23 protein-coding genes and 1 tRNA gene are annotated in these 23,898 nt (G+C 33.6%); 11 read left to right on the forward strand and 13 right to left on the reverse strand.

Annotation, left to right across the window (positions count from 1 at the left end):
• Complete coding sequence (gene gmd, locus DFQ06_RS15445; protein ID WP_133968694.1) at nt 1-1,119, reverse strand: GDP-mannose 4,6-dehydratase; 1,119 nt, start codon at nt 1,117-1,119, stop codon at nt 1-3.
• Between the two features lie 136 nt (nt 1,120-1,255).
• Nucleotides 1,256-1,717 (reverse strand): UpxY family transcription antiterminator, encoded by a 462-nt coding sequence (locus tag DFQ06_RS15450; RefSeq protein ID WP_042506192.1) that lies wholly within the window; start codon nt 1,715-1,717, stop codon nt 1,256-1,258.
• Between the two features lie 856 nt (nt 1,718-2,573).
• Here DFQ06_RS15450 and DFQ06_RS15455 point away from each other — a divergent pair.
• Nucleotides 2,574-3,164, forward strand: a complete 591-nt coding sequence (locus DFQ06_RS15455) for a DUF3575 domain-containing protein (protein WP_133968696.1) — start codon at nt 2,574-2,576, stop codon at nt 3,162-3,164.
• 268 nt (nt 3,165-3,432) lie between these two features.
• On the opposite strand, the gene pepE is transcribed toward DFQ06_RS15455, so the two are convergent.
• Nucleotides 3,433-4,140 (reverse strand): dipeptidase PepE, encoded by a 708-nt coding sequence (gene pepE, locus DFQ06_RS15460; RefSeq protein ID WP_074938524.1) that lies wholly within the window; start codon nt 4,138-4,140, stop codon nt 3,433-3,435.
• A 112-nt stretch (nt 4,141-4,252) separates the two neighbouring features.
• Between pepE and DFQ06_RS15465 the strand changes: the two genes are divergently transcribed.
• From DFQ06_RS15465 to DFQ06_RS15485, 5 genes are all read left to right on the forward strand, one after another.
• Nucleotides 4,253-5,050 carry a hypothetical protein gene (locus tag DFQ06_RS15465; protein ID WP_133968698.1) on the forward strand — a complete coding sequence of 266 codons (798 nt, stop codon included), beginning with the start codon at nt 4,253-4,255 and terminating at the stop codon, nt 5,048-5,050.
• A 95-nt stretch (nt 5,051-5,145) separates the two neighbouring features.
• Nucleotides 5,146-5,934, forward strand: a complete 789-nt coding sequence (locus DFQ06_RS15470; protein WP_133968700.1) for a hypothetical protein — start codon at nt 5,146-5,148, stop codon at nt 5,932-5,934.
• Nucleotides 5,935-6,042: 108 nt separating this feature from the next.
• Nucleotides 6,043-6,546, forward strand: a complete 504-nt coding sequence (locus DFQ06_RS15475; RefSeq protein WP_133968702.1) for a DUF6702 family protein — start codon at nt 6,043-6,045, stop codon at nt 6,544-6,546.
• A gap of 110 nt (nt 6,547-6,656) precedes the next feature.
• A complete protein-coding gene (locus DFQ06_RS15480) occupies nt 6,657-8,912 on the forward strand; it encodes a M1 family metallopeptidase (protein ID WP_133968704.1) in 2,256 nt (751 codons plus the stop codon).
• Nucleotides 8,913-9,042: 130 nt separating this feature from the next.
• Entirely contained in the window at nt 9,043-9,330 is a 288-nt protein-coding gene (locus DFQ06_RS15485) for a Sec-independent protein translocase subunit TatA/TatB (RefSeq protein WP_042497928.1), read from the forward strand.
• A 2-nt stretch (nt 9,331-9,332) separates the two neighbouring features.
• Here DFQ06_RS15485 and DFQ06_RS15490 read toward each other — a convergent pair whose 3' ends face one another.
• The 3 genes from DFQ06_RS15490 to DFQ06_RS15500 all read right to left on the reverse strand — a co-directional run bounded on the left by DFQ06_RS15490 (nt 9,333) and on the right by DFQ06_RS15500 (nt 13,655).
• Nucleotides 9,333-10,007 (reverse strand): DUF2490 domain-containing protein, encoded by a 675-nt coding sequence (locus DFQ06_RS15490; protein WP_133968706.1) that lies wholly within the window; start codon nt 10,005-10,007, stop codon nt 9,333-9,335.
• A gap of 147 nt (nt 10,008-10,154) precedes the next feature.
• Nucleotides 10,155-11,786: a phosphoenolpyruvate carboxykinase (ATP) gene (gene pckA / locus DFQ06_RS15495; protein WP_074938530.1), complete on the reverse strand. Its 1,632-nt coding sequence runs from the start codon at nt 11,784-11,786 to the stop codon at nt 10,155-10,157.
• A gap of 36 nt (nt 11,787-11,822) precedes the next feature.
• Entirely contained in the window at nt 11,823-13,655 is a 1,833-nt protein-coding gene (locus tag DFQ06_RS15500; protein ID WP_042506176.1) for an SLC13 family permease, read from the reverse strand.
• A 286-nt stretch (nt 13,656-13,941) separates the two neighbouring features.
• Here DFQ06_RS15500 and bshB1 point away from each other — a divergent pair, with 286 nt between their 5' ends.
• A complete protein-coding gene (gene bshB1 / locus DFQ06_RS15505; protein WP_133968708.1) occupies nt 13,942-14,661 on the forward strand; it encodes a bacillithiol biosynthesis deacetylase BshB1 in 720 nt (239 codons plus the stop codon).
• A 115-nt stretch (nt 14,662-14,776) separates the two neighbouring features.
• Nucleotides 14,777-14,852 (forward strand) — tRNA-His (locus DFQ06_RS15510).
• Between the two features lie 108 nt (nt 14,853-14,960).
• Here DFQ06_RS15510 and DFQ06_RS15515 read toward each other — a convergent pair.
• Both DFQ06_RS15515 and DFQ06_RS15520 read right to left on the reverse strand, forming a co-directional pair.
• The gene (locus tag DFQ06_RS15515; RefSeq protein ID WP_133968710.1) at nt 14,961-15,467 is read right to left on the reverse strand and encodes a hypothetical protein; all 507 of its coding nucleotides are present in this window, start codon (nt 15,465-15,467) and stop codon (nt 14,961-14,963) included.
• 89 nt (nt 15,468-15,556) lie between these two features.
• The gene (locus DFQ06_RS15520) at nt 15,557-16,459 is read right to left on the reverse strand and encodes a LysR family transcriptional regulator (protein ID WP_133968712.1); all 903 of its coding nucleotides are present in this window, start codon (nt 16,457-16,459) and stop codon (nt 15,557-15,559) included.
• 93 nt (nt 16,460-16,552) lie between these two features.
• Here DFQ06_RS15520 and DFQ06_RS15525 point away from each other — a divergent pair, with 93 nt between their 5' ends.
• Nucleotides 16,553-17,149 carry an NAD(P)H-dependent oxidoreductase gene (locus DFQ06_RS15525; RefSeq protein WP_042506171.1) on the forward strand — a complete coding sequence of 199 codons (597 nt, stop codon included), beginning with the start codon at nt 16,553-16,555 and terminating at the stop codon, nt 17,147-17,149.
• Between the two features lie 161 nt (nt 17,150-17,310).
• Here DFQ06_RS15525 and DFQ06_RS15530 read toward each other — a convergent pair whose 3' ends face one another.
• The 5 genes from DFQ06_RS15530 to DFQ06_RS15550 form a co-directional block, all read right to left on the reverse strand.
• Nucleotides 17,311-18,087: a hypothetical protein gene (locus DFQ06_RS15530; protein WP_133968714.1), complete on the reverse strand. Its 777-nt coding sequence runs from the start codon at nt 18,085-18,087 to the stop codon at nt 17,311-17,313.
• 39 nt (nt 18,088-18,126) lie between these two features.
• Nucleotides 18,127-18,528 carry a UPF0158 family protein gene (locus DFQ06_RS15535; protein WP_133968716.1) on the reverse strand — a complete coding sequence of 134 codons (402 nt, stop codon included), beginning with the start codon at nt 18,526-18,528 and terminating at the stop codon, nt 18,127-18,129.
• Nucleotides 18,529-18,551: 23 nt separating this feature from the next.
• Nucleotides 18,552-19,556 (reverse strand): M28 family metallopeptidase, encoded by a 1,005-nt coding sequence (locus tag DFQ06_RS15540; protein ID WP_074938536.1) that lies wholly within the window; start codon nt 19,554-19,556, stop codon nt 18,552-18,554.
• Nucleotides 19,557-19,686: 130 nt separating this feature from the next.
• Nucleotides 19,687-20,202, reverse strand: coding sequence for a hypothetical protein (locus DFQ06_RS15545; RefSeq protein ID WP_194235717.1), 516 nt, complete (start codon nt 20,200-20,202; stop codon nt 19,687-19,689).
• A gap of 58 nt (nt 20,203-20,260) precedes the next feature.
• Nucleotides 20,261-21,025, reverse strand: a complete 765-nt coding sequence (locus DFQ06_RS15550) for a DUF3108 domain-containing protein (protein ID WP_042506256.1) — start codon at nt 21,023-21,025, stop codon at nt 20,261-20,263.
• 170 nt (nt 21,026-21,195) lie between these two features.
• Between DFQ06_RS15550 and DFQ06_RS15555 the strand changes: the two genes are divergently transcribed.
• Nucleotides 21,196-21,534: a DUF4870 domain-containing protein gene (locus DFQ06_RS15555; protein WP_081958647.1), complete on the forward strand. Its 339-nt coding sequence runs from the start codon at nt 21,196-21,198 to the stop codon at nt 21,532-21,534.
• Between the two features lie 408 nt (nt 21,535-21,942).
• Entirely contained in the window at nt 21,943-23,898 is a 1,956-nt protein-coding gene (locus DFQ06_RS15560) for a protein-disulfide reductase DsbD family protein (RefSeq protein WP_133968718.1), read from the forward strand.

A 23,898-nucleotide genomic window follows, 5' to 3' on the forward strand; every position in this document is an offset into this window, starting at 1 on the left:
CTATTCAAAATAATTTAAGGTTTGGTAATTTCCTTCTTTTAAATAGCAATCTTTTTGCATTAAGTGTAAATCACTTTGCATCATATCTTTTACTAAGTCGGCAAGTTCGTATTGACATTCCCAACCTAGTTTTGTGTTTGCTTTAGTAGCATCTCCTATTAATAACTCCACTTCTGTTGGTCTGAAATATTTAGGATCTACAGCTAAAACTTCTTTACCAATTTCCATTTGGTATTTTTCGTTAGAACAAGATTTTACATATCCTTTTTCGTTAACACCTTCGCCTTTAAATTCTAAAGTAATACCTACTTCTGCAAAACTTAAGGTTACAAAGTCTCTCACGGTGGTTGTTTTTCCGGTAGCGATTACCCAATCTTCAGCTTCTTCTGCTTGAAGAATCATCCACATCATGCGTACATAATCTTTGGCATGACCCCAGTCACGTTTAGCATCTAAATTTCCTAAATAGAATTTATCTTGTAAGCCTAAAGCAATTCTTGCTGTTGCTCTCGTAATTTTACGTGTTACAAAAGTTTCTCCTCTAATAGGCGACTCGTGATTAAATAAAATACCATTACAAGCATACATACCGTAAGCTTCTCTATAATTTACAGTAATCCAGTAAGCGTACATTTTTGCAACAGCATAAGGCGAACGTGGGTAGAATGGAGTGGTTTCCGATTGAGGCACTTCTTGAACTTTACCATATAACTCTGATGTAGACGCTTGGTAAATTCTAGTTTTCTTCTCTAAACCTAATAGTCTAACGGCATCTAAAATTCTAAGTGTTCCAATACCATCGGCATTTGCTGTGTATTCTGGTATCTCGAAAGATACGTGTACGTGGCTCATGGCTGCAAGGTTGTAGATCTCGTCGGGTTGAATTTCTTTAATTAAACGGATTAAGTTAGTACTATCCGTCATATCACCATAATGTAATATGAAATTACGTTGCTCTACGTGTGGATCTTGGTAAAGGTGGTCAATTCTATCAGTATTGAATAATGAAGATCGACGTTTTAAGCCATGTACGGTATAACCTTTTTTTAATAAAAATTCGCTTAAATAAGCACCATCTTGACCTGTTACTCCTGTAATAAACGCTACTTTGTTTGCCATAATTTATGGGTTTTTCTACTTTTTGTAATTTATAAAGTTGATTAGTATTCTATTTTAATGGCCGTTTTACACGGCTTCGCCTCCTGAGTCCCATTACGGACCCAGTATTATTCAAAAAAAAATACTTTAAACAAGGTTATGCCCTGTTTAAAGTAATTTTCATTTCTAAATCCAAAAGTAATAATTGGATTCTATTTTTACTTATTTCTTTAACAAGCCCTTTCTCTCCTTTAAAAGGTCCGGTTTTTATTGCAATGCGGTCTCCGGGTTGGATGCTCTCTACGGTAAATGTCGTGTTTTGAGCAACTAGCCAGTTCTGCATTATTGTTATTTCGTTATCTCTTACAATAGCGGGTTTACCCAACCAGAAGAGGTAACGTACCACATTGGCCACTTGAAAAACTAAATCGCGTTCGTTATTGTTTAATTGAACAAAAACGTAGGATTTAAGTAAAGGTACTTCTACCTTTTTTTTTCTATCGGACCATTGGTGGATTTCTGTAACTACAGGACAGTAAGCTTTAATCCCCATTTTTAACAATGCGGCTTCCACTTTTTTCTCGGTTCTTGGCTTTACATAGATAACATTCCAGATCATTTCTTCAAATTTAATTAATAGTCGCGTTAACGACTAAAACGAGTGGATGCCAACTGTAAAGACTCCAATGTGCGGTTGTTTTTAGTTTACTAAGATGTAACTTAATAAGGTTAAAAACATGTACGACACAGTTAACGATAAACACACTAATGAAATTAATTTACTTTTTTTCATAATAAATTGGATTTAATTAATAAATATCCCTTGAGGGCGGTTTTAAATATTTTAAATAGCGGATAAGGATACCTGGATTAAGGGTACACTTAATACTATCATTAAATTCATTTTCGTGCTAAAATGGGATGAGATACCCGCATTTGAAAGTAGATGTCAAAAACACAGATTAGCATTTAAAATTTCAATTGTTTAACGGTTATCGATCTGCTTTTTAAATAGGGGTTTAAAAAACTAAATTCACCTTTAACTGTTAAACAAATACGTAGCTATTAATCAGTAATGTTTTAACACTGCTAAATTAGAAATGTTTTGTTGAATAAAAAGGTGGGATGTTTACATTTCGCCCAACACCTCATTAAAATCGGTTAAAGACAAAGCGCTGTGTTTTTAAAAGAAAAAAGCATGCATTTCGTCGATTTTTTGGATGGTTTTGGAGGTTTTTCTGACTGGTTTTGATTTCGTGAAAAACGCTGTAAACCCTTGTGAAATAAGTAGTTTTCGAGGGTATGTCTGCGAAATTGATAAGAATTATTGCTTGAAATTATCAACTTCGTAATTGTGAGTGTATTTGTTGCTTTTATGTAAGAATTAACCTTTAGTTTACATTAAAATTGTAGCAAGTGATATTATAAAGATTTTGCTTAGTTTTAACTCGAAAATGTTTAAAAACAAATAAATTATGAATTATAAAGCGTGTGTTTTTGTTGTTTTTTTAGTCTTTGGTTTTTTTAAAATGAATGCTCAAAATGATGTTGATTTAGCGTCTGATTCTAAAGGAACCTATTTAAAGGGAAATGTAGTGACACTTTTGGTAGCTATGCCACATATTGGTCTTGAAACGGGCTTGAGTAAAAAGTGGACGTTTCAAATAGATGCCATTGCTTCTTTTTGGAATTCTGTAGATGGTGCACCGTTACAGTTTTTGATTGTGACTCCAGAATTTCGTTATTACTTTAAGGAGCGTTTTAAAGGTTTTTATGTGGGTGGGCATATTGCAGGTACAACCTTTAAATTGTCTAAATTTTTTAGAGGAAATAATGGTTATGAACAAGGTTTTGGATATACCGCAGGTGCAACCATAGGGATACAAAAACGCCTAAGTGATCGGTTTAATATTGATATTTTTCTTGGTGGTGGTACGCATCAGGCTTTTTATAAAGGATACAACAAAGCTTCTGGTGAGCGTGTAGATGGTGTAGTGCGCTATAATAAGAGTGGAGAATGGTTGCCGTATAGAGGTGGTGTGATGCTTGCTTATAAATTGAACTAAGCATGTCTTTTATTTTTTACTGAACTTAGCAAGTACACTTTATGTTACGATAATTAATGATGTTGGCGGGTTATTGCGGGAGCGATAGCAGTGGCATCCTTTTTGCGACTTATTAAATTGGCTTAATATAGCTGTTGTTTTGTTTATGCTCTAGCTGATTTGATAAGCCTAATTTTTCCTCGTAAAAAGATATAACGGATAGCGCGGTTTTTATTTTTCTTAAAAACCCGCCCAAAATTGTATTCTGAATTTTAATATGTTACTCCTTTTATTTTAAATGATTTAATTGGGTGTCTGGCGCAACCTCGTAAGGTGCTTTGTTGTACTCGAAAATACGTGCGGGTAGTTCGCCCTTTAACTTTATGGATTTTCCTGAAACGGCCAGCCAACTGCCTTCTCGTAGGCCTACTACGGGGTTGGTGTTGAAATTGTGGAATTCTTTTATGCGGGTTTCTCTGGTTTCGCCCATGTGTTTGCTATCTGGCAATGGGTCTAAATAATGCGGATTGATATTGAAGGGTACCAAGGCCAATGCATTGAAACTTGGCGGATATACTATGGGCATATCGTTGGTGTTTTTTATGGTGAGTCCGCAAATGTTACTGCCTGCACTGGTGCCTAAATATGGTGTTCCGGTTTTAACGGCTTGTTGTACAGCATCGATGAGGTTGTTTTTGTACAATTGGTTGGTAAGTACAAAGGTGTTGCCGCCACCTACAAAAATGGCTTCGGCTTGTGCTACGGCTTCAACAGGGTTACTGTGTTTATGGATTCCGGTAACGCTTTTATCGATTTTAGCGAATGCTTTTTGTACGGTTTCTGTATAAGCATCATGACTTATGCCGCCTGGCCTAGCGTAGGGTATAAATAGAATGGTATCGGCATTTTTAAAAAATACGCTGAGGTAATCGAGTAGGTATTCTAAATATCCCGAACCGTGTAGGGTAGAGGTGCTGGCAATGGTAATTTGTTGCATGATGTTTTTCTTTAGAGGGTAAAACTAAATAAATTTATTTTTTTAATGTATTTTTTTTCTGTTTTACTTGATGAAGACTTGATTAAAACGTATTTTTAATAAAAAAGAACATATGAAATTTAAAATACTTTTACTGGTTTGTTTAATAAGTGGTTTTGCTTTTTCGCAAGATTTTCAGCGGTTTAATGTTGAAGGAAAAATTATTGTTGAAAGTAGCGAGCTTGGCGGTATTACCGTTTTTAATGCATCGTCTAATGTAGGGACGGTTACCGACGATCGTGGTGAGTTTACACTTGCGGTGCGCCTTAATGATATTATTGAGGTGAGTGCCTTGCAATTCCAAAATATTAAATTTACTGTGAATGAGGATATTGTGGGGTCTAAGAGTATGAAGGTGTTTTTAATTATGGAAATTAATAAGCTGGACGAAATTATACTTTTGCCACAAAAACTGACAGGTGTTTTAGCTGAAGATATGGAAGTGGCTAAGCCGTTTTCGCCTAAGTTGGATGCGCTTTACTATGGTATTAAGCATAAGGATGAATTTGAGTTTGCTCAAGATTATAGTACACAAACGGTTAATGACGCTATTGGTAGAGAGCATATGCCGATGGTAAACGGACTGAATGTGATAAATGTTGTAGATCAATTGTTGTTACCTTTATTTAGATCGAAGGTTAAAAATAAAGAGGCAAAAGGAATTCCGGAAGTGCCTATTGAGGCGGTTAAATATTATTTTGGATCGGAATTTTTAGTGGATAATTTTGATATTCCAGAGCACCGCGTGGAAGAGTTTATACATTATGTGCAACGTAATAATTTTGATTTTAGTTTACTGAACGAAGGTAAAGAAATGGAGTTCTTGGAGTTGCTAAATGCGAGAAGTGTTGCTTTTTTGAAGGCTAAATAGAAGGCTAGGAGTTGTTAGCTTTAACAAAATATTAGATGCGTTTTGTAATTTCTTTAAGAAATTATCGTCGTTATTCGTAGTTCTAAAATTAAAGTGTGAAACAAAAACTACTATTTTTATTCTTTTTAGCGTCTTTAAATTTCTACGGGCAAACGGTTGAGATTCTTGGTAAAGTTACCGGCGTAAGTGATGTGGAAAACATACACGTTATTAATAAAACAGGACAGGCTTATACCGTTACCGATGCCCATGGTGAGTTTAAATTGCGAGTGCGATTGCATGATACTATTGTATTTACTTCTATTCGGTATAAGTTGCAAGAAATTGTAGTTTCTAACGAAACGGTGCTTAATAAAGCCGTTTTGGTAAAGTTAAACGAGCAGGTTAATCAGCTTGATACTGTTATTGTTGGTAAAATACTAACAGGCGATTTACTTTCGGATATTAAAAACACAAAAGGCGATAGGCCTCTTAATTTCTTCGATGTTGGTATTCCGGGATACACCGGTAGAATTGCTACTATAAATGAAAGGCAGCTAAGTGAGGCTTCTGGTTTTAATCCTGGATTAGGTAGTTCTGGCTACGGCCTTGGTGCTTCTGTTGGTTTTACGCCTATAATAAATGCCATTTCGGGCCGAACTAAAATGCTTAAACGTCGCGTGAAAATTGAGCAGAAAGATGGTTTAATGCATAGTATTAAAAGCCGTTTAGGAAAAGATTTTTTTGCATCGAACCCGCTAGATGAAGATAAGCAAATGGATTTTTTCTATTTCTGTTCTGATGATGCTAATTTTATTAAATACTGTAAAAACCAAAACGATTTTAAAGTGCTTGTGTTTTTAAGAATGAAATATAAGCAGTATTTAGAAAATATAAAGCCTTAGATTTCTTTGTGAATTAAGGGTGTATATTTCGGTTTTAAAAAAGAACTTATATTTTGAAATGCTTTTTGAACTTCTAAAATAATTACTTTAGCAAAAAAAAAATAATTAATGAATCGTTTTAAAATAGTTTTACTCCTTTTAGCATTTAGCTTTTTTTCATTTACAAGCATTCATAAATATTACATTAGTGTTACGCAGGTTGAATATGTGAAGGATAAAAAGGCGGTTCAGATAATTTCTAGAGTTTTTATTGACGATTTAGAAAAAGCATTGCGTTATAATTATGATGAAAACATCACTTTAGATGAAAAAAATGATACTGAAGCTATAAATGCTTACCTAGAAAAATATATTAATACCAATTTAAAGGTTTCTATAAATAAACAACCTGCTACACTGCAATTTGTAGGTAAAGAATATGATGGTGATATTGTAAGGTTTTATGTTGAAGTTGTTGATATACAAAATGTTAAATCGTTGGAGGTCTCTAATGAAATGCTTTTTGCAGTATGTCCAGATCAGCAAAATATTGTTAAAACTAAAATTAACTCCAAACAGAAAAGCTTTATACTGACCACTAAAAATACCTCAGCGCTGTTAAATTTTAATTAATTTAATGTTAATTAACTTCTAGATTTATTATTTTCGAGCGTTTTTAGTTCTAATAAGTAAACGTATTAGCTCTAAAAACCGAAAATTTGTTAAATCTATTTATAGCTAAAATGAGAATCCTGAAGTATTGTTTCCTATCTGTAATTTTTATTTCCACGAGCCTTTTCGCTCAAGAACCCACAAGCACTAAACCGCAAGGTCATACCGATCAAAACAAGTTTAGGCAAATGAAAGATTTGTTGGCAACGCCCAACGAAACTAGAACAGCCTCTGGTGCGCCAGGCTACAAGTACACCCAACAACAAGTTGACTATGTAATGGATATTCGTTTAGACGAAAATACGAGTCAGATTTTTGGTGACGAAAAAATAACGTACCACAACAATTCAAAAGACCATTTACAATATTTATGGATTCAGCTCGACCAAAACATGCGAGCTAAAGATTCAAAGACTCCAGATGTAAAGGAAGAAAGTTTTAAAACGCCTTTTAATAGTGCGCAGTCTTTTACAAAAAACAATCTTCAAGAGCGTTTTGATGGTGGATTTAATATAGAACATGTAAAAAACGATAACGGATCGGATTTATCATATACTATCAATCAAACCATGATGCGTATTAACTTGGCAAAACCATTAGCGCCAGGCGATACCTTTAAATTTCAAATTAAATGGTGGTATAATGTAAACAACCACGTTACTCAGGGCGGACGTTCTGGTTACGAGGCTTTTCCTGATGGAAACAATACGTATGTTATTGCTCAGTTTTTTCCAAGATTATGTGTTTATAATAATGTAGAAGGTTGGCAAAATATGCAATTCTGGGGCAGAAGTGAATTTGCTTTAGAATTTGGAAATTACGATGTTAAGTTAACCGTACCTGCAGACCATAAAATGGAAGCGACAGGTGAGTTACAAAACCCAAAAGATGTTTTAACTAAAGAACAAATAAAACGTTTTGAGTTAGCTAAAAAATCTTTTAAAGATCCTGTTTTTATTGTAACACAAGAAGAAGCTGAAGCTGCTGAAAAGCAACGTAGCACAAAACTAAAAACATGGCACTTTAAAGCCGATAAGGTTAGAGATTTTGCTTTTGCAACGTCTAGAAAATTCCTTTGGGATGCTATGGCTGTAGATATTAATGGCCGTTCGGTAATGGCTATTTCTTTGTATTCTAAAGAAGGTAACCCTTTATGGGAAGAGCACTCTACACGTGTAGTTGCAAATACTTTAGAAGAATACTCTAAGTTAACTTTTGATTATCCTTACAGTAAAGCGGTTTCTGTACATGCAGAAATGGGAATGGAATACCCAATGATTTGTTTTAACTACGGACGTCCAAATGAAGATGGAACTTATTCTGAAAGATTAAAACGCGGAATGATTGGTGTAATTACTCATGAAGTTGGGCATAACTTTTTCCCGATGATTGTAAATAGTGATGAGCGCCAATGGACTTGGATGGATGAAGGTTTAAACTCTTTTGTTGAAACATTAGCTGAGTTAGATTACGATCCAAACTACATTACCGGAAACTTACCAAAAGATATTGTGCCTTACATGGGTGGCGATCAAAGTAATATTTCTCCAATTATGTCTCAAGGTGATTATGTGCATCAATTTGGTCCAAACGCATATACAAAGCCTGCAGCAGGATTATATATGCTTAGACAAACTATTATGGGACCAGAATTGTTTGATTACGCGTTTAGAACATACTCGCAACGTTGGATGTTTAAGCACCCAACTCCAGCAGATTTCTTTAGATCGATGGAAGATGCTTCTGCAATGGATTTAGATTGGTTCTGGAGAGGTTGGTTTTATACTACCGATTATACAGATATTGGTGTTAAAGATGTTAAGCAATACTATTTAACAGATAAACCAACTGAAAGTGCTAAGGAAAGAGCTAAACGTTTTAAAATGGATTTAGCAGATTACCCAGGACGTTTTATTTATTATGCTGAAGCTGTAGATGGTGTGATTCCTCAAGATGCTAAAAGTGCAAGCGATTTTGCTGAGCTTAATACATATTTAGAGTCTTTATCTCCAGAAGAAAAAGCAAAATTAAAAGAAGCTCCAAAGCATTTTTATGAAGTGACTTTTGAAAAGCCAGGAGGATTAGTAATGCCTATTATTTTAGAAATTACTTATGAAGATGGTACTGTAGAAAGAAAAAAATATCCTGCTGAAATATGGAGATACAATGAGTTTGAAGTTAAAAAGGTATTTAAAACTAATAAAGCAATAACGAGTTTTGTTATTGATCCAGATTTAGAAACTGCCGATGTGGATACTTCTAACAATGCGTGGCCAAAAGATGATGCTACTGCATTTAGTAAATTTAAAGAAAAAGTAAAGGGCTGATTGATAGCAATTGAATTCTTTACTATAGCCGACTTGAAAAAGTCGGCTTTTTTTTTGTTTTAAATTGAAAATTGAGTTAAACAAATTAAAAAATGTTTAAACTAATAAAACAAGTTACTATATTTGCCACGTGATACAACTAGCAACATTTTTATTTATTAGCGGAGCAGAAATCGCCTTTATACTATTTATAGTGGTGATGGTTTTTGGAGCCGATAAAATACCCGAAATCGCACGTGGTTTGGGTAAAGGTATGCGTACTCTAAAAGATGCTACCAACGATATTAAACACGAAATTACCAAAACTGCTGAGAAAAGCGGAATTGATACTAGTGTAACCGGAGACATTAAAAAAGAACTCGATAAAGTAAAAGACGATATTGAAGACTTTGCTGGTTCGGTTAAAAGAAAATTATAAAATTACTTCACTTTTTTTCTTAAATCTGTTTTGAAAAAGTAACCTACTTGTAGTCGGTTTAAATTCGATTTATTTATTTCATGATTTAAATAGCCTAGCTGGAAATTGCTGGTTTTTGAAACATTGAAGCCTATAGCCGCATAAAATCTATTTTCGGTAAAAACCTGATCCTGCAGGTTCATGAAAATTTCATTATTGATATTGAAGAACATTTTATCGCTCAATTTCACTTTTGTGCCTAATCTGTAACGAAATCTATGTAATGTAGTTTGCGTATGTTGATAGTTTAAAAAACGATGCTCTAACCTTACTCTATGGTAAATAGGAAGGCTTTTGGTAGATTGTATGTAGCTTATTTGCTCGTAAGGTCTATTTTCATATAAATGGCTTTCTCCGGCCAGTAAATAGCTTCTATCGATGTCTAAATAGCAATACACTAAGGTTAATGTTGTTTTTTTATTTAAATGGTAGTTGGCACCAGCATAATAAAATAATAAATTTAAGTTGTCTAGTACTTCAAAAGAACGTAATTGAACCCCTGTTTTAACGCTCCATTTATCGGCCACTTTATGTGTGCCATCAAGCATATACCAAGATCCTAATTTATCTTCTGGAGATTGACTATAACTGTTAGAGATAGCAATAATAAGCACTATTGTAGTTAATAAGTACTTCATGATGTTGTGATTTAAGTTAGTAATAAGGTTTTAAAATTTAGCATAAAATTACTACGATTTAAAACCGAAAACTGTTTCAAAAAAAAGAGTTATAATATAAAAGGAGCTCTTTTCGAGCTCCTTTTTTTGCTATTAATATCCACTTAATTAAAAACTCTCGTTTAAGTGGTGGTGTTCGTCAATTAGTGGCCCACCTTCAATAATTTGTTCTGAAGCTTGAGCTGCGAATTTCTCGAAGTTTAAGTGGAAAGAGTGTGCTAATTGAATTGCTTTCCCTACATATTCTCCTTTTTTCAACCAAGTATTCATTGGGTCTAAAATTTCAGTTGGTACACCTGGGCAGTATTTTGGCATGTGTAAACCGAAAATAAAGTTTTGATCGTAATCTACGCTGTCTAACTCACCGTTTAGAATTGCTGTAATCATCGCTCTTGTATATTTTAATTTTATACGAGATCCTACACCGTAAGGTCCAGCACTCCATCCTGTGTTTATTAACCAAACATTTACACCAGCTTCAGTCATTTTTTTACTTAGCATTTCACCGTAAACTGTTGGGTGTAATGGCATAAATGGTTCTCCGAAACAAGCAGAGAATGATGGTACTGGTTCTGTAATTCCAGCTTCTGTTCCAGCAACTTTAGCAGTATAACCAGAGATAAAGTGGTAAGCCGCTTGGCCTGGTGTTAATTTAGATACTGGAGGTAATACACCAAAAGCATCACAAGTTAAAAAGAAGATGTTTTTTGGGTTGTTTGCGTAAAGTGTTTCTTGGATGTTATCGATATGATAAATAGGGTAACTTACACGTGTGTTTTGCGTAATGCTGCTATCTAAATAATCTGGTTCTCCATCTTCTTTAATTAAAATATTTTCAAGTAAAGCCCCTGGTTTAACCGCTCTAAAGATGTCTGGTTCTTTTTCTTCAGATAAATCGATCACTTTTGCATAACATCCACCTTCAAAGTTAAAAATAGTGTTGTCTGCTGTCCAACCATGCTCATCATCTCCAATTAATTTTCTTTCTGGATCTGCAGAAAGTGTTGTTTTCCCTGTTCCTGATAATCCGAAGAAAATAGCAGTATCACCTTTTTTGCCTACGTTAGCAGAGCAGTGCATTGGTAATACATTTCTTTCTACAGGTAAAACCATGTTCATAGCAGAGAAGATACCTTTTTTAATTTCTCCTGTGTAAGCAGACCCACCAACTAAAGCTATTTTTTTAGTAAAGTTGATAATAGAGAAGTTCCCTTGACGGATACCGTATGCTTTAGGATCTGGACATTCATATCCTGGAGCACAAAGTACTAACCAGTCTTCACTAAAGTTTTCTAACTCACTTGGGCTTGGGCGTAAAAACATATTAAAAACAAACATGCTAGACCAAGAATACTCGGTTACTGTTCTAATATTTGTTCTGTATTCTGGCTCTGCACACACATACCCATCTCTTGCGTATATTTCTTTTCCAGAAAGATACTTTTTAATTTCAGCTTCAAGTTTATCAAAGTTTTCTGGAGAAACTGCTTTGTTTGTTTTTCCCCACCAAACTCTTTCAGCAGTATAATCATCTTTTACTATAAATCTATCTTGAGGAGAACGACCAGTAAACTTACCTGTTTTAATTACTAGAGTTCCGTTAGCTGTTTCTTCACCAGAACCTTCAGCTACTGCAATTTTTTGAAGTTCTTCTGGAGATAAATTCCAGTTCACTTTCGCAGCGTCAATTCCGTATTGTTTTAAGTCGGCTTGTTTTGTCATGGTTTCTGTCGTTTTCATAATTATTGATTTTAAAGTTTCTAATAATTTTATGGTTTAAAATGGCCAAATAATTGGCACAAGTATTAATGATATAATGAAAAATAATAGTAGTAATGGTGCTCCAACTTTTAGGTAGTTCATGAACTTGTAACCACCGGCCGTCATAACCATTGCGTTTGTTGTTGTGCCTATTGGCGTTAAAAATGCTGTTGATGCACTTATGGCTACAATAATCATAAACGGTTCTGGCGAGAGGTTTAATGATGTTGCTGCTAAAATGGCTATCGGTGCCATTAAAACTGCTGTGGCCGAGTTGTTAATGACCTGGCTAAAGGTTGTTGTTAGTAAAAACACACCACCAAGTAATAGAATAGGGTGAATGGCTCCTAAATAGTCTACTAAAGCACTTGCTATAAGTTGTGCTGTGCCTGTTTTTTGTAATGCAATACCCATTGGTATCATTGCGGCAATCATAACAACACTGGTCCAGCTAATGCCTTTGTAAGCTTTCGATATTGGTACGCAACCTGTTAATAAAACGACACCTGCAGATATTAATGCAGCAATAGAGCCTGGCACAATTTTAAAGACCATGAATATAATCATGAGGATTAAAGCACCTAAAGCAATGTATGATTTTGGACTTAAGCTTTCCACATTTTTAGCCATACCTTCTGGGCTACCAATAATAACAAGGTTTTCGTTTTGTTCTTTTAAATCTTCAATGTGTGCCCATGTTCCTCTAATTAAAAAGGCATCACCAACTTTTACAGTTATTTCTTTTTCTAGTAAAGGCTTGTTATTTCTAGAGGCAGCTAAAAGTTGAATACCATATCTTTTAAAATAATCGCCTACTTTATATTTTCTTCCTACTAAAATAGAATTTGGATTTACAATTACTTCTGCCATTCCAACCTCTTGGTTGATTAAGTTGTGTTTTAATTCGTCGGTTGTTATAGGCTCTAGAGGTAAAAGCCCTAGTCTAAACGTGATCATTAATTTGTTAATGTCTTTAGCATCACCTTTTACAGTAATAATATCGTGATATAGTAAATCTGTTGATGGTACAGGGAATTCTTCAAACTGTGCTATACCTTTTAAAACATTTGGGTGTCTTCTTTTAATTCTTATAATAGATACATTATAGTCTTTCTCAAAATGCCATTCTTCTAGTTTTGTATTAATTAATGGTGATATTGAGCGTACGCGTAGTCTATAATATCCATCGTGTACTTTGTAGGCTTCAATCCAATTGTAAAGTGTAGATTCAATGTTTACAGGTTTGTTATTTGTTTTGTTACTTGGTAATAATTTGTAACCTATATATCTAAAGTAAAGTAAGGCAACAAGTAGTAATGGTATACCTATTAAGGCGAATTCGAAAAATGAAAACCCATCGAATCCTGCTTCAACTAAAGCGTTACTGGCAATAATGTTTGGCGGTGTTCCTGTTAGGGTTAATAAACCACCTGTGTTAGATCCAAAAGCAACAGGCATAAGCATTTTTGATGGTAATGTACCAATGCTCCAAGCTGATGATATGGTAAGTGGCATTAAGGTTGCAACGGTACCTGTATTACTAACAAAACCAGAAAGTACACCTGCACCAAGCGTGATAATTACTAATAGCTTCGGAACACTTTTACCTGCCCATTCTACAAACTTTTTACCTGCTAAGGCCGTCCATCCGGTTTGAGCAATACCTTCTCCTATTATAAAGAGTGCGGCAATCATAATTACTGTTGGGTTACTAAAACCGCTTAAGGTTTCTGTTGGAGTTAAAATGCCCGTTAAGTACAAACTCAACATAGATATTAATGCAACAATATCTGGTGTAAACTTTCCCCAAACAAAGAGACCAATAGTTATAATTAAAATGAGAAGCATTAAGTAGATCATAATTTATAATTGTTTATTAGCTTAGCGCTATAAGTGTCGTTCTATAATTATACTGTAAAATTACTATAGATGTAGAAGAGTAATTATGACGAAAGTCATACTTTGAATTTGGGGTCTATTTTTCCATTATTGTTATATTTGAGCCTCATTAAATGCAAAAAATACTTACGAATACGTTTGCGAAGTCACTAGTTTTGCGATAATTAAGATTTTTGATAGTGTATTCTGATTTTGTAGGTTGAAAAACGAAATAAAAATTTAAAAGAAGTTAAAAATGAAATTAGATATTCTAGCCCTTGGAGCACATCCGGATGATGTGGAGTTAGGTTGTGGTGGTACCATTGCTAAAGAAATTGCTAATGGCAAAAAAGTGGGGATTATAGATTTAACCCAAGGAGAATTAGGAACGCGTGGTACAGCAGAAACTAGATTTACAGAAGCTAGTAACGCAGCTAAGATATTAGGTGTTGCTGTGCGTGATAATTTAGGCTTTGCCGATGGCTTTTTTGTAAATGATAAAACCCATCAATTAGAGGTTATTAAAATGATACGTAAGTATCAACCAGAAATAATACTTTGTAATGCTTTTGATGATCGCCACATCGATCACGGAAAAGGAAGTAAGTTAGTTAGTGATGCTTGTTTTTTAAGCGGACTGATAAAAATAGAAACAAAAGATGATCAAGGCACACTGCAAGCACCTTGGAGACCAAAGCAAGTATACCATTATATACAATGGAAAAACTTAGAGCCAGACTTTGTTGTTGATATCTCTAGTGTTATTGATATAAAAATGGAGTCGGTGCTGGCATATAAAACTCAATTTTATGATCCAGATAGTAAAGCACCTGTAACTCCAATATCTAGCAAGAACTTTACAGATAGTGTAACTTATCGCGCACAAGATTTAGGACGATTGGTTGGTGTGGCTTACGCCGAAGGTTTTAATGTAGAACGTTTGCCTGCAGTTGGTAGTTTGTTCGATTTAAAGTAGTTAGAATGTTGCTGATGTTTTTTTAAAAATTTTATGTAAAAATTTTTAAAAAGTCTTTGTAGATAACGTTTAAATCGTTTACATTTGCACACGCATTACAAAATGCAAGTTACATGGTGGTTGTAGCTCAGTTGGTTAGAGCATTGGTTTGTGGTACCAAGGGTCGCCGGTTCGAATCCGGTCTTCCACCCAAAAAGTAAAAGCCTTTCAAGAAATTGAAAGGCTTTTTTTGTGGATGTCACTTTGGTGTTTGCAAAAACTAAGTGTTATTTTTATGCGCCTTAGTATATAGTGCTTTATTAATTTTTGAATTTTAGATATTCAGTTGCTTGCTCATTATCAGACCATTTTATTTTCAGAGTATCATTTTCTGTTGAAGTAATTCTTCCTTTTTGAACAAAGTCCTTGTAAAATACAGTGATTTCGTTTTTGTCTAAAATATATGGCATTTCCGCATCTCCGTCATAGTCTACAACATAAAATGATTTTTCAGTTAGCCAAAAATCGGCATGAGGTCCATTTGGATCTTGAGTCCAAATTCCGAATGCTTTAGATGTGTCAATTGCTAAATTTCGAATAATTGTTTTTTCTGGTCGCTCAATATTTTCAATTTCGGAATAGTCAGTATTATATTCAGAGCTAGTGAGCGATTTTTTGTTGTTGAGATTAGCTTCCATAGAATCTATTTTCAATTCAGTTTCAGCTTCTAAATTTAGAGCGTCCTTTTTATTTCCGTGTTTACACGAAATACTTATTAAAATTAGGCAATAAAACATATACGGCTTAAGTTTAAAGTGTTCTTTCATTTTTCCTTAATAGTTTGAGGTGTGTATTATACCAGTAACGGTTGTATGTTGTTGTTTTAGTGTTTTTGTTTTTCGGCGTTGTACTGCCTTTATTTCATTTTTGATGTAAATATAGTCTTAATTGTATCTAATTCTTTTTTGTATTTCAAATCTGTTCTTGAAGCAAAATATAAGGTGTTTTCCGTTTTCACGTTTCCTTCCCAAACTAGATTTATCTCGTTTCTTAAAATTTGTTCTTGACATAAAAAATCTGGAACTAATGCAAGTCCATTACCATTGTTTAAACACCTTATTATGGAAGTAATGTTTGGTAAAATGTAGTTTGGTTTAAAAGCAGGTTTCTTATTGAAATTCTCAAACCAAAAACGTCTAAAATGTTCCATTTCGTTTGATGAACTATACCAAACATTTTGAAGCAGTTCGTCTTCTAACTTGTTTATATTATTAGAATTAATGTGTTTTTGTATTTTAGTTGTATCCGTTTTATTTCCTGCTATTAAAACGATTCTTTCTTTTGAAAACGGAATATATTCAACTAATGATTTTTTTTTATTCTGTTTTTTAGGTGTTATAACTAAATCTAAAATGCCGTTGTTTAGGTCTTTTATTAAATCTGTATGCGCTCCAAATCTAGCAACTAAGTCGAAGTCTAATTTGGGAATTTCTGGTTCAATAATTAGTTGAAACATTTCAGAACACATTCCAATGTTTAGAGATGGATTTTTTTCTTGAGTTGTTTTTTTAAAATGCTGTTCTGCTATTTCTAGTTTTTTTAAAGATTCAATAATGTATTCATATAAAAATTTCCCATCCTCTGTTGGAATCATTTTTCTGGATGTTCGCTCAAATAGTTTTTTACCAACATAAGCTTCTAAAGCATTCAAGTGTACACTAACTCCGGGTTGAGAAGCGTATAAAGCAATAGAAGCTTTAGTTAAAGTTCCGTTTTCATATATTTCTTTAAATGTTCTATACCATTCTAAATTTACCATATCTATTAAAATATTTATACAAAGGTATGATTTGTATTATTTTTACGATAATAAGTATTGCTTTAATTTTGCCTCAAATAAAATAAGAGACAAATGAAAAATATATTTATAATTAATGGAAGTCATCCATTTGCACATTCTGGTGGACGATTTAACGAAACACTTTTCAACAATACTATTTCATATTTTGACACACGTGAAGAATTTGAAGTTAAATTTACTCAAGTAGGCGACAATTATGATGTAAAGGAAGAGGTTGAAAAATTTAAGTGGGCAGATATAGTGATTTATCATACTCCAATTTGGTGGTTTCAAATTCCTTTTGGATTTAAAAAATATATAGATGAAGTTTTTACGGAAGGTCATCAAAATGGAATTTATGCCAGTGATGGAAGAAGTAGAAAAAATCCAAACATCAATTACGGAACAGGAGGTTTAATGCACGGAAAAAAATATATACTTACTACAAGTTGGAATGCACCTAAAACCGCATTTACTTTAGAAAATGAATTTTTTAATCAGAAAAGTGTAGATGAAGGTGTTATGTTTGGCTTTCACAGAATGAATGCTTTTACAGGAATGGAATTATTAGCCACACATCATTTTCACGATATGGAAAAAAATGCAGATGTTCCTTTAGAGTTGAATAATTACAGTGCTTTTTTAAATGATTTAATGGTTAATTTGTAATTATTAAGTTGTTTTATTGAGGAAATGTAGTGCTGTGCCAACGTTGTTGTATAAGGTTAGTTGCGTGATTTAAGCACTAAATTTAGCAAATAAATCACAGATAGAAAGTCCGCAAGGACTTTCGTAAGTAGGCTATAACCAGCAATTAATTTTATACGGTGTTAGCAAACGTTTTTGCCTTTCAGATACTCTATTTTTACTTCCGAAATATTTGTCGGCTTGTTTAATTCAATTCCGTTTTCAACTTTTATTGCATTTCCAAAATTATCATAAGTCCATTTTACATATTCAGTAGATTGTCCAGAATCATCTTTTCTTATATACAATATGTCGTTTCCATTGTCATCTTTTGTTCTTTCTTCCGTTTTTGTAAATTTTCCATCAACGAACAAAGTCCATTTTTCAGTTTTTCCAATATAATCGTAAACATCTTCCTGTGTCACTTTTCCTTTTAGGTCAATTGTTTTACGGTTTAGAATTCGATTATCTTCATCAAATTTGGTTACTACTTTTGCATATAAATCTCCATTTGAATCAAATCTTTCTTCTATTCCCGAAAATTTATTTGAAATAGTTTTATGTTCGATAATTCCGTCTTTGTTTTTTGACAAATAAACTATGATATTTTCTTCAGGAAACTGTTTTTCATACCATTCCCAAATTTCGCCATCATCTGATTTTTCAATTTGTTCAATTTCACGGTTTTTATCGTCAAATTTCCATTCGATTGAGCCAACAAAATTATTTTCAGAATCGAATTGGTGTTCAGAAATACAATTCCCGTTCGAGTCGTATTCAAATCTTACGGAATATCTTAAATCTCCATTTTCCTCAAAAAAATCAGTTTTTTCTTTTAGTCCATCACTATTAAATTCGTTGATAATATGCTCTCGCATTTTACCATTTTCTCCAATTATTTTTCTTGACGTGATGTTCATTTTAAATGTTTGCTAACTACGGGATAAGAATAATTCCATTCAACCTTTATTCAATTGAATTACCACATGTTTTTCAATTTCTTTTTGCTTAAAGTTAAACCAAGACGTTCTAAATTCTGAAGCTTCAATTAAATACTTGAAGTTCTGAAAAGGTTTTTTGTTGCGTAAGGTATGTTCTAGTTCTTGCTGCAAAGGGGTTTCAGGGAGTTGTTGTACAAATGATTCCATTATTTTAAAGGAGTCGGAGTCTTCTAAGGGATTGATTTTTATAAAATCATCTCCAGTAGGTGGTTTAAATTCATCATCATCGAAATCATCAAAACCATCCATAAAACTGGGGATGGCTATAACTTCTTTAGTTTTGATATTATAAAAACAGGTGCAGCCGCAGTCTAAATCTTCAGCTATATTCTTTATAATAGATTGATCTACGGCTCCCATTTTTTTAAATTTTATAAGTTTGTTTAATCTAGTTTTAAGCGCTCATCGCGATTAGCAAGTTCCCAAGCAGTGTAAAATACAAGTCTCGCGCGAGTTTCTAATAAATCGTATCTAATTTTATCTGGAGTATCACTTGGTTTATGGTAATCGGCATGCGTACCATTAAAATAGAATATTACAGGAATATTGTTTTTAGCAAAGTTGTAGTGATCCGATCTGTAATAGAAACGGTTCGGGTCGTTTTCATCATTATAAGTGTAATCGAAATCTATTTTTGTGTATTGTTTATTTATTGATTCTGAGATTTCGTGTAATTCTTTACTCAATTTATCTGCACCAATTAAATAAAGGTAGTTCTCGTTGTTTTCGTGTTTAGGGTCTACACGGCCAATCATATCAATATTTAAATTAGCTACAGTGTTTGCTAAAGGAAAAACAGGATCTTCGTCTGCATAATAACGTGAGCCATATAGTCCAATTTCTTCACCTGTAACATGTAAAAACAGAATAGAACGCTTTGGTCCAAAACCTTTATCGGCAGCTTGTTTAAAAGCTTCAGCAATTTCCATTACGGCAACCGTTCCAGAACCATCATCATCGGCTCCGTTGTTAATATCTCCATTTTTTGAGATTCCAATATGATCTAAATGTGCCGAAACAATAATAATTTCATCTGGCTTTTCCGATCCTTTTATATAAGCTAATACATTTTCTGAAGCTTTGGTATCGCCTTTAAAAAATGAAGCAGGAATTTCTTGAAAGTAATCGCCTTCTGCAATAGGCGAAGGAATACCGTTTGCTACGTAACCTTGCTTAATAAACTCAATGGCTTTCTTTTGGCCTGGTTCGCCTGTTTTTCTACCTTCAAAATCATCAGAGGCATAGGTGTAAAGCATGTCTTTTAATTCTGCAGCTGTAATTGTTTTAGCGTAAGTTTCGGCGTTAGCAGTGGTTTTAGATTTGTTTTGAGAACTACTGCAAGCCATTAATGTAAAGGCCACTAAGCATAGTGGAAGGTAATTTTTCATAGGAGATAGAATTTATCTGCTAAGATATTACAAAATTAAAAATGAACACAGCCCAAGCTAAATAATTTAACTTGGGCTGTAGTTGTGCTTTCTATTTTAAGGAAAAGCTTAATATAAAACGAGTTACTTTTTAGAATTCGATATCTTCTAAATCCGATTCGTCTATTTCTATGTTCTCATCAAAGCTTTCTAAATCGGCTTCGTTAATTTCTAAAGCTTCCGGTTCAACCTCTAATGCTGGAGCTTCTAGTTCCAATTCTTGTGCGTCAATTTCTAATTCCGAGGTATCAAATTCTAAATCAGCATCATCAATTTCTAGATCTTCTATTTCTAAGTCTTCCAAATCGTCTAAAGCAGCTTCTTCAGATTCCATTTCTTTGGCATCAATAAACTCTGTGTTTGCAATTTCGGTTGCTGTAAAAACAGATTTATAAGTTACAATAGCTAAAGCAGCAATGGTTAAGAAAAACGAAAACTGAATGGTTTTTTTAATTTCGCCTGTTTTTTTAGATAAGTAAAACGCAACTAAACCAAAGATAAGCGCTGCTACGGCAGGAATAATGGCTAAGTTAGAAATTGGTAATACCGAAAAAATAATTGCAAAAACAGATGCTATTACGGCGAGTATGGTGAAAATATTTTTCATGAGTTTGTGTTTTTATTCAATAAAGGGAGTTATAAAGTTAGTTATTAAAAAAACGGGTTTAGTTTTTTAAACCAGAAGCCGATTTTATTTTTAACTCACCATTTCCAACAGGAATTTTAAACTTTCCGTAAACCGGAATTTTATTTTCATCGGCTGTTAACCATAAAAAGTTACTAGAACCTTGTAGGCCGCTAGAGCTATCTGCACCAATAGATAGTTTGTAACATTCTTTAGTGCCAATGGCTGTAGAAATGGTTTCTTTACCCAAATAGGTTATTTTACCGTTAAATTCTTTTCTGTCGAAAATAATATTTAAGCTCTTACTGCTGCCTTTGCTCATGCTAGCATAATCAAACAAACGGATATAGTATAAAGCCGAAACAATATCTTTTGTGCCTTTGTTTATAGAAACTGTTTTGTTTTCTACGTAGTTATTCTTTTTGGTTTGCACCGTTTTAACCGTATTGGTTTTATGGCTAAAGGTGTATTTCATGGCTTTGTAATAACCGCCTTCATTAATATCACGCTTGTATAAATAAGGTGTTAATGTTTTTGGACTTACATAGCTCTCGTATAAATCTCTAATTTTAAAAAAGTTATCCCATTTGCTATAGGTTAAAGCTGTAACTTTTAAACGCATTAGTGTGGCTTTAGAAGTGTTCACTTTTGCTGTAGACATGGTAACTTGGGCGATGTCGTTTAGAATACCAGACATGTTGTAAGAGGCCGTGTAAACTAATTTTTCATCTGGGGCAATGGCATTATTTTGTGCCTGTAAGGCAACCGAAAAAAATAAAGCTATAAGTAGGGTAAAACGCATCATATATGTGTTTGGTTTTATGTTATAACGTGGCATTAATCATTTATTGTGCCAAAAATACAACATGAAAAATATTCTAGAGCATTTAATTTATAAATAATTAATGGTAGTGTATGTAACAAATTAAAGACCTAGGCGTCATATTAATACATCAATCAAAATATATCAAAACCATGAGAAACGATAAACAATTATTAGTTATTACACATTTAAGTCAGTTAATATCTTTAGTAACTGGCTTTGGTAGTTTGCTGCTACCATTAATTTTATGGCTAGCCAATAAAGGGCGAGTAAACCAAATGGATATCCATGGAAAAAGCATTATCAACTTCCAATTAAGTCTTATTATTTGGTTTATCATCTGCGTACCATTAATACTGTTCTTTGGCTTAGGTTTACTAGGTTTTGCAGCATTAGGACTTCTTTCAATTATTTTACCAATAGTAAATGCATTAAGAGCAAGTCGTGGTGAAAATCCAACGTATCCTCTAACATTCAATATTATCTCTTAATTTTATTAGTTATTTAATTCGAGATCTTTTAAAACGTTCACTGTTTAAGTGAACGTTTTTTTTGTTTTAAGTTTTAATTATAGCTTGGTTTTACTGCTAAAAATCTATGTATGGCACAGTTTAGATGTTGCGGGTGTTAAAGTTTTATAATCTTTGAAAATTCATTTAAAATATGTTGTAAATTTCGACCGAAAATAGATGTAATGATGTCTTAATGTAACCCAATTTTTAAATTTTAACAGAATTTAACTAAGGGTAATGACGTGTTTTTTGGTCATTATAGCACATGTAGTTTTTGTAGTTTGAAAATAGTACGGTATAAAACGAAGTAAATGTTTAATATTGATGCTTTTTTGAAAGAAATACAAAAACTAGAGACTATTACATAATTAATAATAAATTTGAGGAATGAAGAAAGTAATTTTATTTTTAGCACTAATATCCTTTTTATTTGGGCAAGCTCAGGTTTTAGAGCCTGTTAAATGGGAAACTTCTGTTGAAAAATTGTCTGATACCGAATATCAATTAATTTCCAAAGCAACTATAGACAATGGATGGCATTTGTATTCTCAAGCGGTACCTCAAGATGGTCCCATACCAACAACGTTTACTTATGATGATAGCGAAGGACAATTTAAAATAATAGGAAATACTTTTGAAGAAGAAGGCCATACTATCGACGACCCTGTTTTTCAAATGGAAATTAAATTCTTTGAAAAAACAGCAACATTTAAGCAAAAAGTAAAAGTTACCGAAGGTGTTTCTACAATAAATGCTTTTGTTGAATTTATGGTTTGCGACGATTCTCGTTGTTTGCCTCCAACAGAAGTTGATTTAAATTTTATAATTTCAGAAAATGCAGCTGCTAAAACCGCAGAGAACGTTCAGGATAATGCTATTAAATCTACCGAGTCTAGTTCTAAGCAAGGACTTTGGGGTATCTTTTTTATAGCTTTTCTATCAGGGTTTGCAGCCTTGTTAACCCCATGTGTTTTCCCAATGATTCCTATGACGGTGAGTTTCTTCACTAAACAAAGTAAAAATAAAGCCGTTGGAATTAAAAACGCCATTATTTATGGTGTCTGTATTATTGTAATTTACGTTTTACTTGGTACTGCCGTAACCGGTATTTTTGGAGCCGATGCTTTAAATGCATTAGCTACCAACGTATGGTTTAATATTATTTTCTTTATATTATTAGTGGTGTTTGCAACGTCGTTTTTAGGAGCGTTCGAAATTATGCTACCTAATTCTTGGGCTAATAAAGTAGATTCTCAAGCCAATCGTGGCGGGTTAATAGGTATATTCTTTATGGCTTTAGCTTTAGCTATTGTGTCGTTCTCTTGTACGGGACCCATTGTTGGAACCTTGTTGGTAGAGGCAGCATCTAAAGGAGGCTTAGCTCCAATAGTTGGTATGTTCGGGTTCTCGTTAGCCATTGCATTACCTTTTGCTTTATTTGCAGCATTCCCGGGTTGGTTAAATTCATTACCAAAATCTGGTGGTTGGTTAAACACCGTAAAAGTGGTTTTAGGATTTTTGGAGTTGGCTTTAGCCTTTAAATTTTTATCGCAAGCCGATTTAGTAATGCAAGGTCATTTATTAGAGCGCGAAGTGTTTATCGCAATTTGGATTGCCATTTTTGGAACATTAGCCTTATACCTTTTCGGAAAAATTCAATTACCACACGATTCGCCATTACCGCACATTTCAGTTGGTAGGTTGAGTTTAGGTTTAGTGGTTTTAACTTTTACTATTTATATGATTCCTGGATTATGGGGCGCACCATTAAATTTAATAAGTGCTTTTCCGCCACCACAAGATTATAGCGAATCGCCGTATGGTGTTGGTTATACAAGATTGGGTACCGGATCTTCCGCGCTCAACGATCATGGAGATTTACCAGAAGGAGCACATTTATTAGCGCCACACGATATTTTAGCTTTTAATGATTATGATACCGGTTTGGCTTATGCTAAAAAAGTAGGGAAACCAGTAATGATTGATTTTACGGGTTGGGCTTGTGTAAATTGCCGAAAAATGGAACAAAACGTTTGGCCAAAACCAGAGATTTTAAATATTTTAAAAAACGATGTGGTATTAATATCGCTATATGTTGATGATAAACGTCCGTTGGAAGCTGGCGATGTGGTTGATTCAAAATTAAAACCGGGTAAAAAATTGAAGTATATTGGTCAGAAATGGAGCGAACTTCAAACCATTAAATATAAAGCCAATACACAACCATTCTACGTGCTTATGGATCATAATGAAGACAATTTATTGGATCCAGTAAGTTATACACCAAATGTAGAAGATTATCATAATTGGCTAGAAACAGGAATTTCAAAATTTAAAAAATAA

The sequence above is a fragment of the Algibacter lectus genome, from assembly GCF_004368925.1.
Taxonomy (GTDB): domain Bacteria; phylum Bacteroidota; class Bacteroidia; order Flavobacteriales; family Flavobacteriaceae; genus Algibacter; species Algibacter lectus.

Bases quoted from the DNA above. Each gene is read 5' to 3' on its own strand.
- DFQ06_RS15520 (WP_133968712.1), bottom strand. From the start codon at position 16,459: ATGGTAAATTTAGAATGGTATAGAACATTTAAAGAAATATATGAAAAC.
- DFQ06_RS15525 (WP_042506171.1), top strand. From the start codon at position 16,553: ATGAAAAATATATTTATAATTAATGGAAGTCATCCATTTGCACATTCT.
- bshB1 (WP_133968708.1), top strand. From the start codon at position 13,942: ATGAAATTAGATATTCTAGCCCTTGGAGCACATCCGGATGATGTGGAG.
- DFQ06_RS15540 (WP_074938536.1), bottom strand. From the start codon at position 19,556: ATGAAAAATTACCTTCCACTATGCTTAGTGGCCTTTACATTAATGGCT.
- DFQ06_RS15515 (WP_133968710.1), bottom strand. From the start codon at position 15,467: ATGAAAGAACACTTTAAACTTAAGCCGTATATGTTTTATTGCCTAATT.
- DFQ06_RS15480 (WP_133968704.1), top strand. From the start codon at position 6,657: ATGAGAATCCTGAAGTATTGTTTCCTATCTGTAATTTTTATTTCCACG.
- DFQ06_RS15500 (WP_042506176.1), bottom strand. From the start codon at position 13,655: ATGCTTCTCATTTTAATTATAACTATTGGTCTCTTTGTTTGGGGAAAG.
- DFQ06_RS15560 (WP_133968718.1), top strand. From the start codon at position 21,943: ATGAAGAAAGTAATTTTATTTTTAGCACTAATATCCTTTTTATTTGGG.
- DFQ06_RS15475 (WP_133968702.1), top strand. From the start codon at position 6,043: ATGAATCGTTTTAAAATAGTTTTACTCCTTTTAGCATTTAGCTTTTTT.
- DFQ06_RS15550 (WP_042506256.1), bottom strand. From the start codon at position 21,025: ATGATGCGTTTTACCCTACTTATAGCTTTATTTTTTTCGGTTGCCTTA.
- DFQ06_RS15555 (WP_081958647.1), top strand. From the start codon at position 21,196: ATGAGAAACGATAAACAATTATTAGTTATTACACATTTAAGTCAGTTA.
- pckA (WP_074938530.1), bottom strand. From the start codon at position 11,786: ATGAAAACGACAGAAACCATGACAAAACAAGCCGACTTAAAACAATAC.
- gmd (WP_133968694.1), bottom strand. From the start codon at position 1,119: ATGGCAAACAAAGTAGCGTTTATTACAGGAGTAACAGGTCAAGATGGT.
- DFQ06_RS15490 (WP_133968706.1), bottom strand. From the start codon at position 10,007: ATGAAGTACTTATTAACTACAATAGTGCTTATTATTGCTATCTCTAAC.
- DFQ06_RS15465 (WP_133968698.1), top strand. From the start codon at position 4,253: ATGAAATTTAAAATACTTTTACTGGTTTGTTTAATAAGTGGTTTTGCT.
- DFQ06_RS15450 (WP_042506192.1), bottom strand. From the start codon at position 1,717: ATGATCTGGAATGTTATCTATGTAAAGCCAAGAACCGAGAAAAAAGTG.
- DFQ06_RS15535 (WP_133968716.1), bottom strand. From the start codon at position 18,528: ATGGGAGCCGTAGATCAATCTATTATAAAGAATATAGCTGAAGATTTA.
- DFQ06_RS15530 (WP_133968714.1), bottom strand. From the start codon at position 18,087: ATGAACATCACGTCAAGAAAAATAATTGGAGAAAATGGTAAAATGCGA.
- DFQ06_RS15545 (WP_194235717.1), bottom strand. From the start codon at position 20,202: ATGAAAAATATTTTCACCATACTCGCCGTAATAGCATCTGTTTTTGCA.
- pepE (WP_074938524.1), bottom strand. From the start codon at position 4,140: ATGCAACAAATTACCATTGCCAGCACCTCTACCCTACACGGTTCGGGA.
- DFQ06_RS15455 (WP_133968696.1), top strand. From the start codon at position 2,574: ATGAATTATAAAGCGTGTGTTTTTGTTGTTTTTTTAGTCTTTGGTTTT.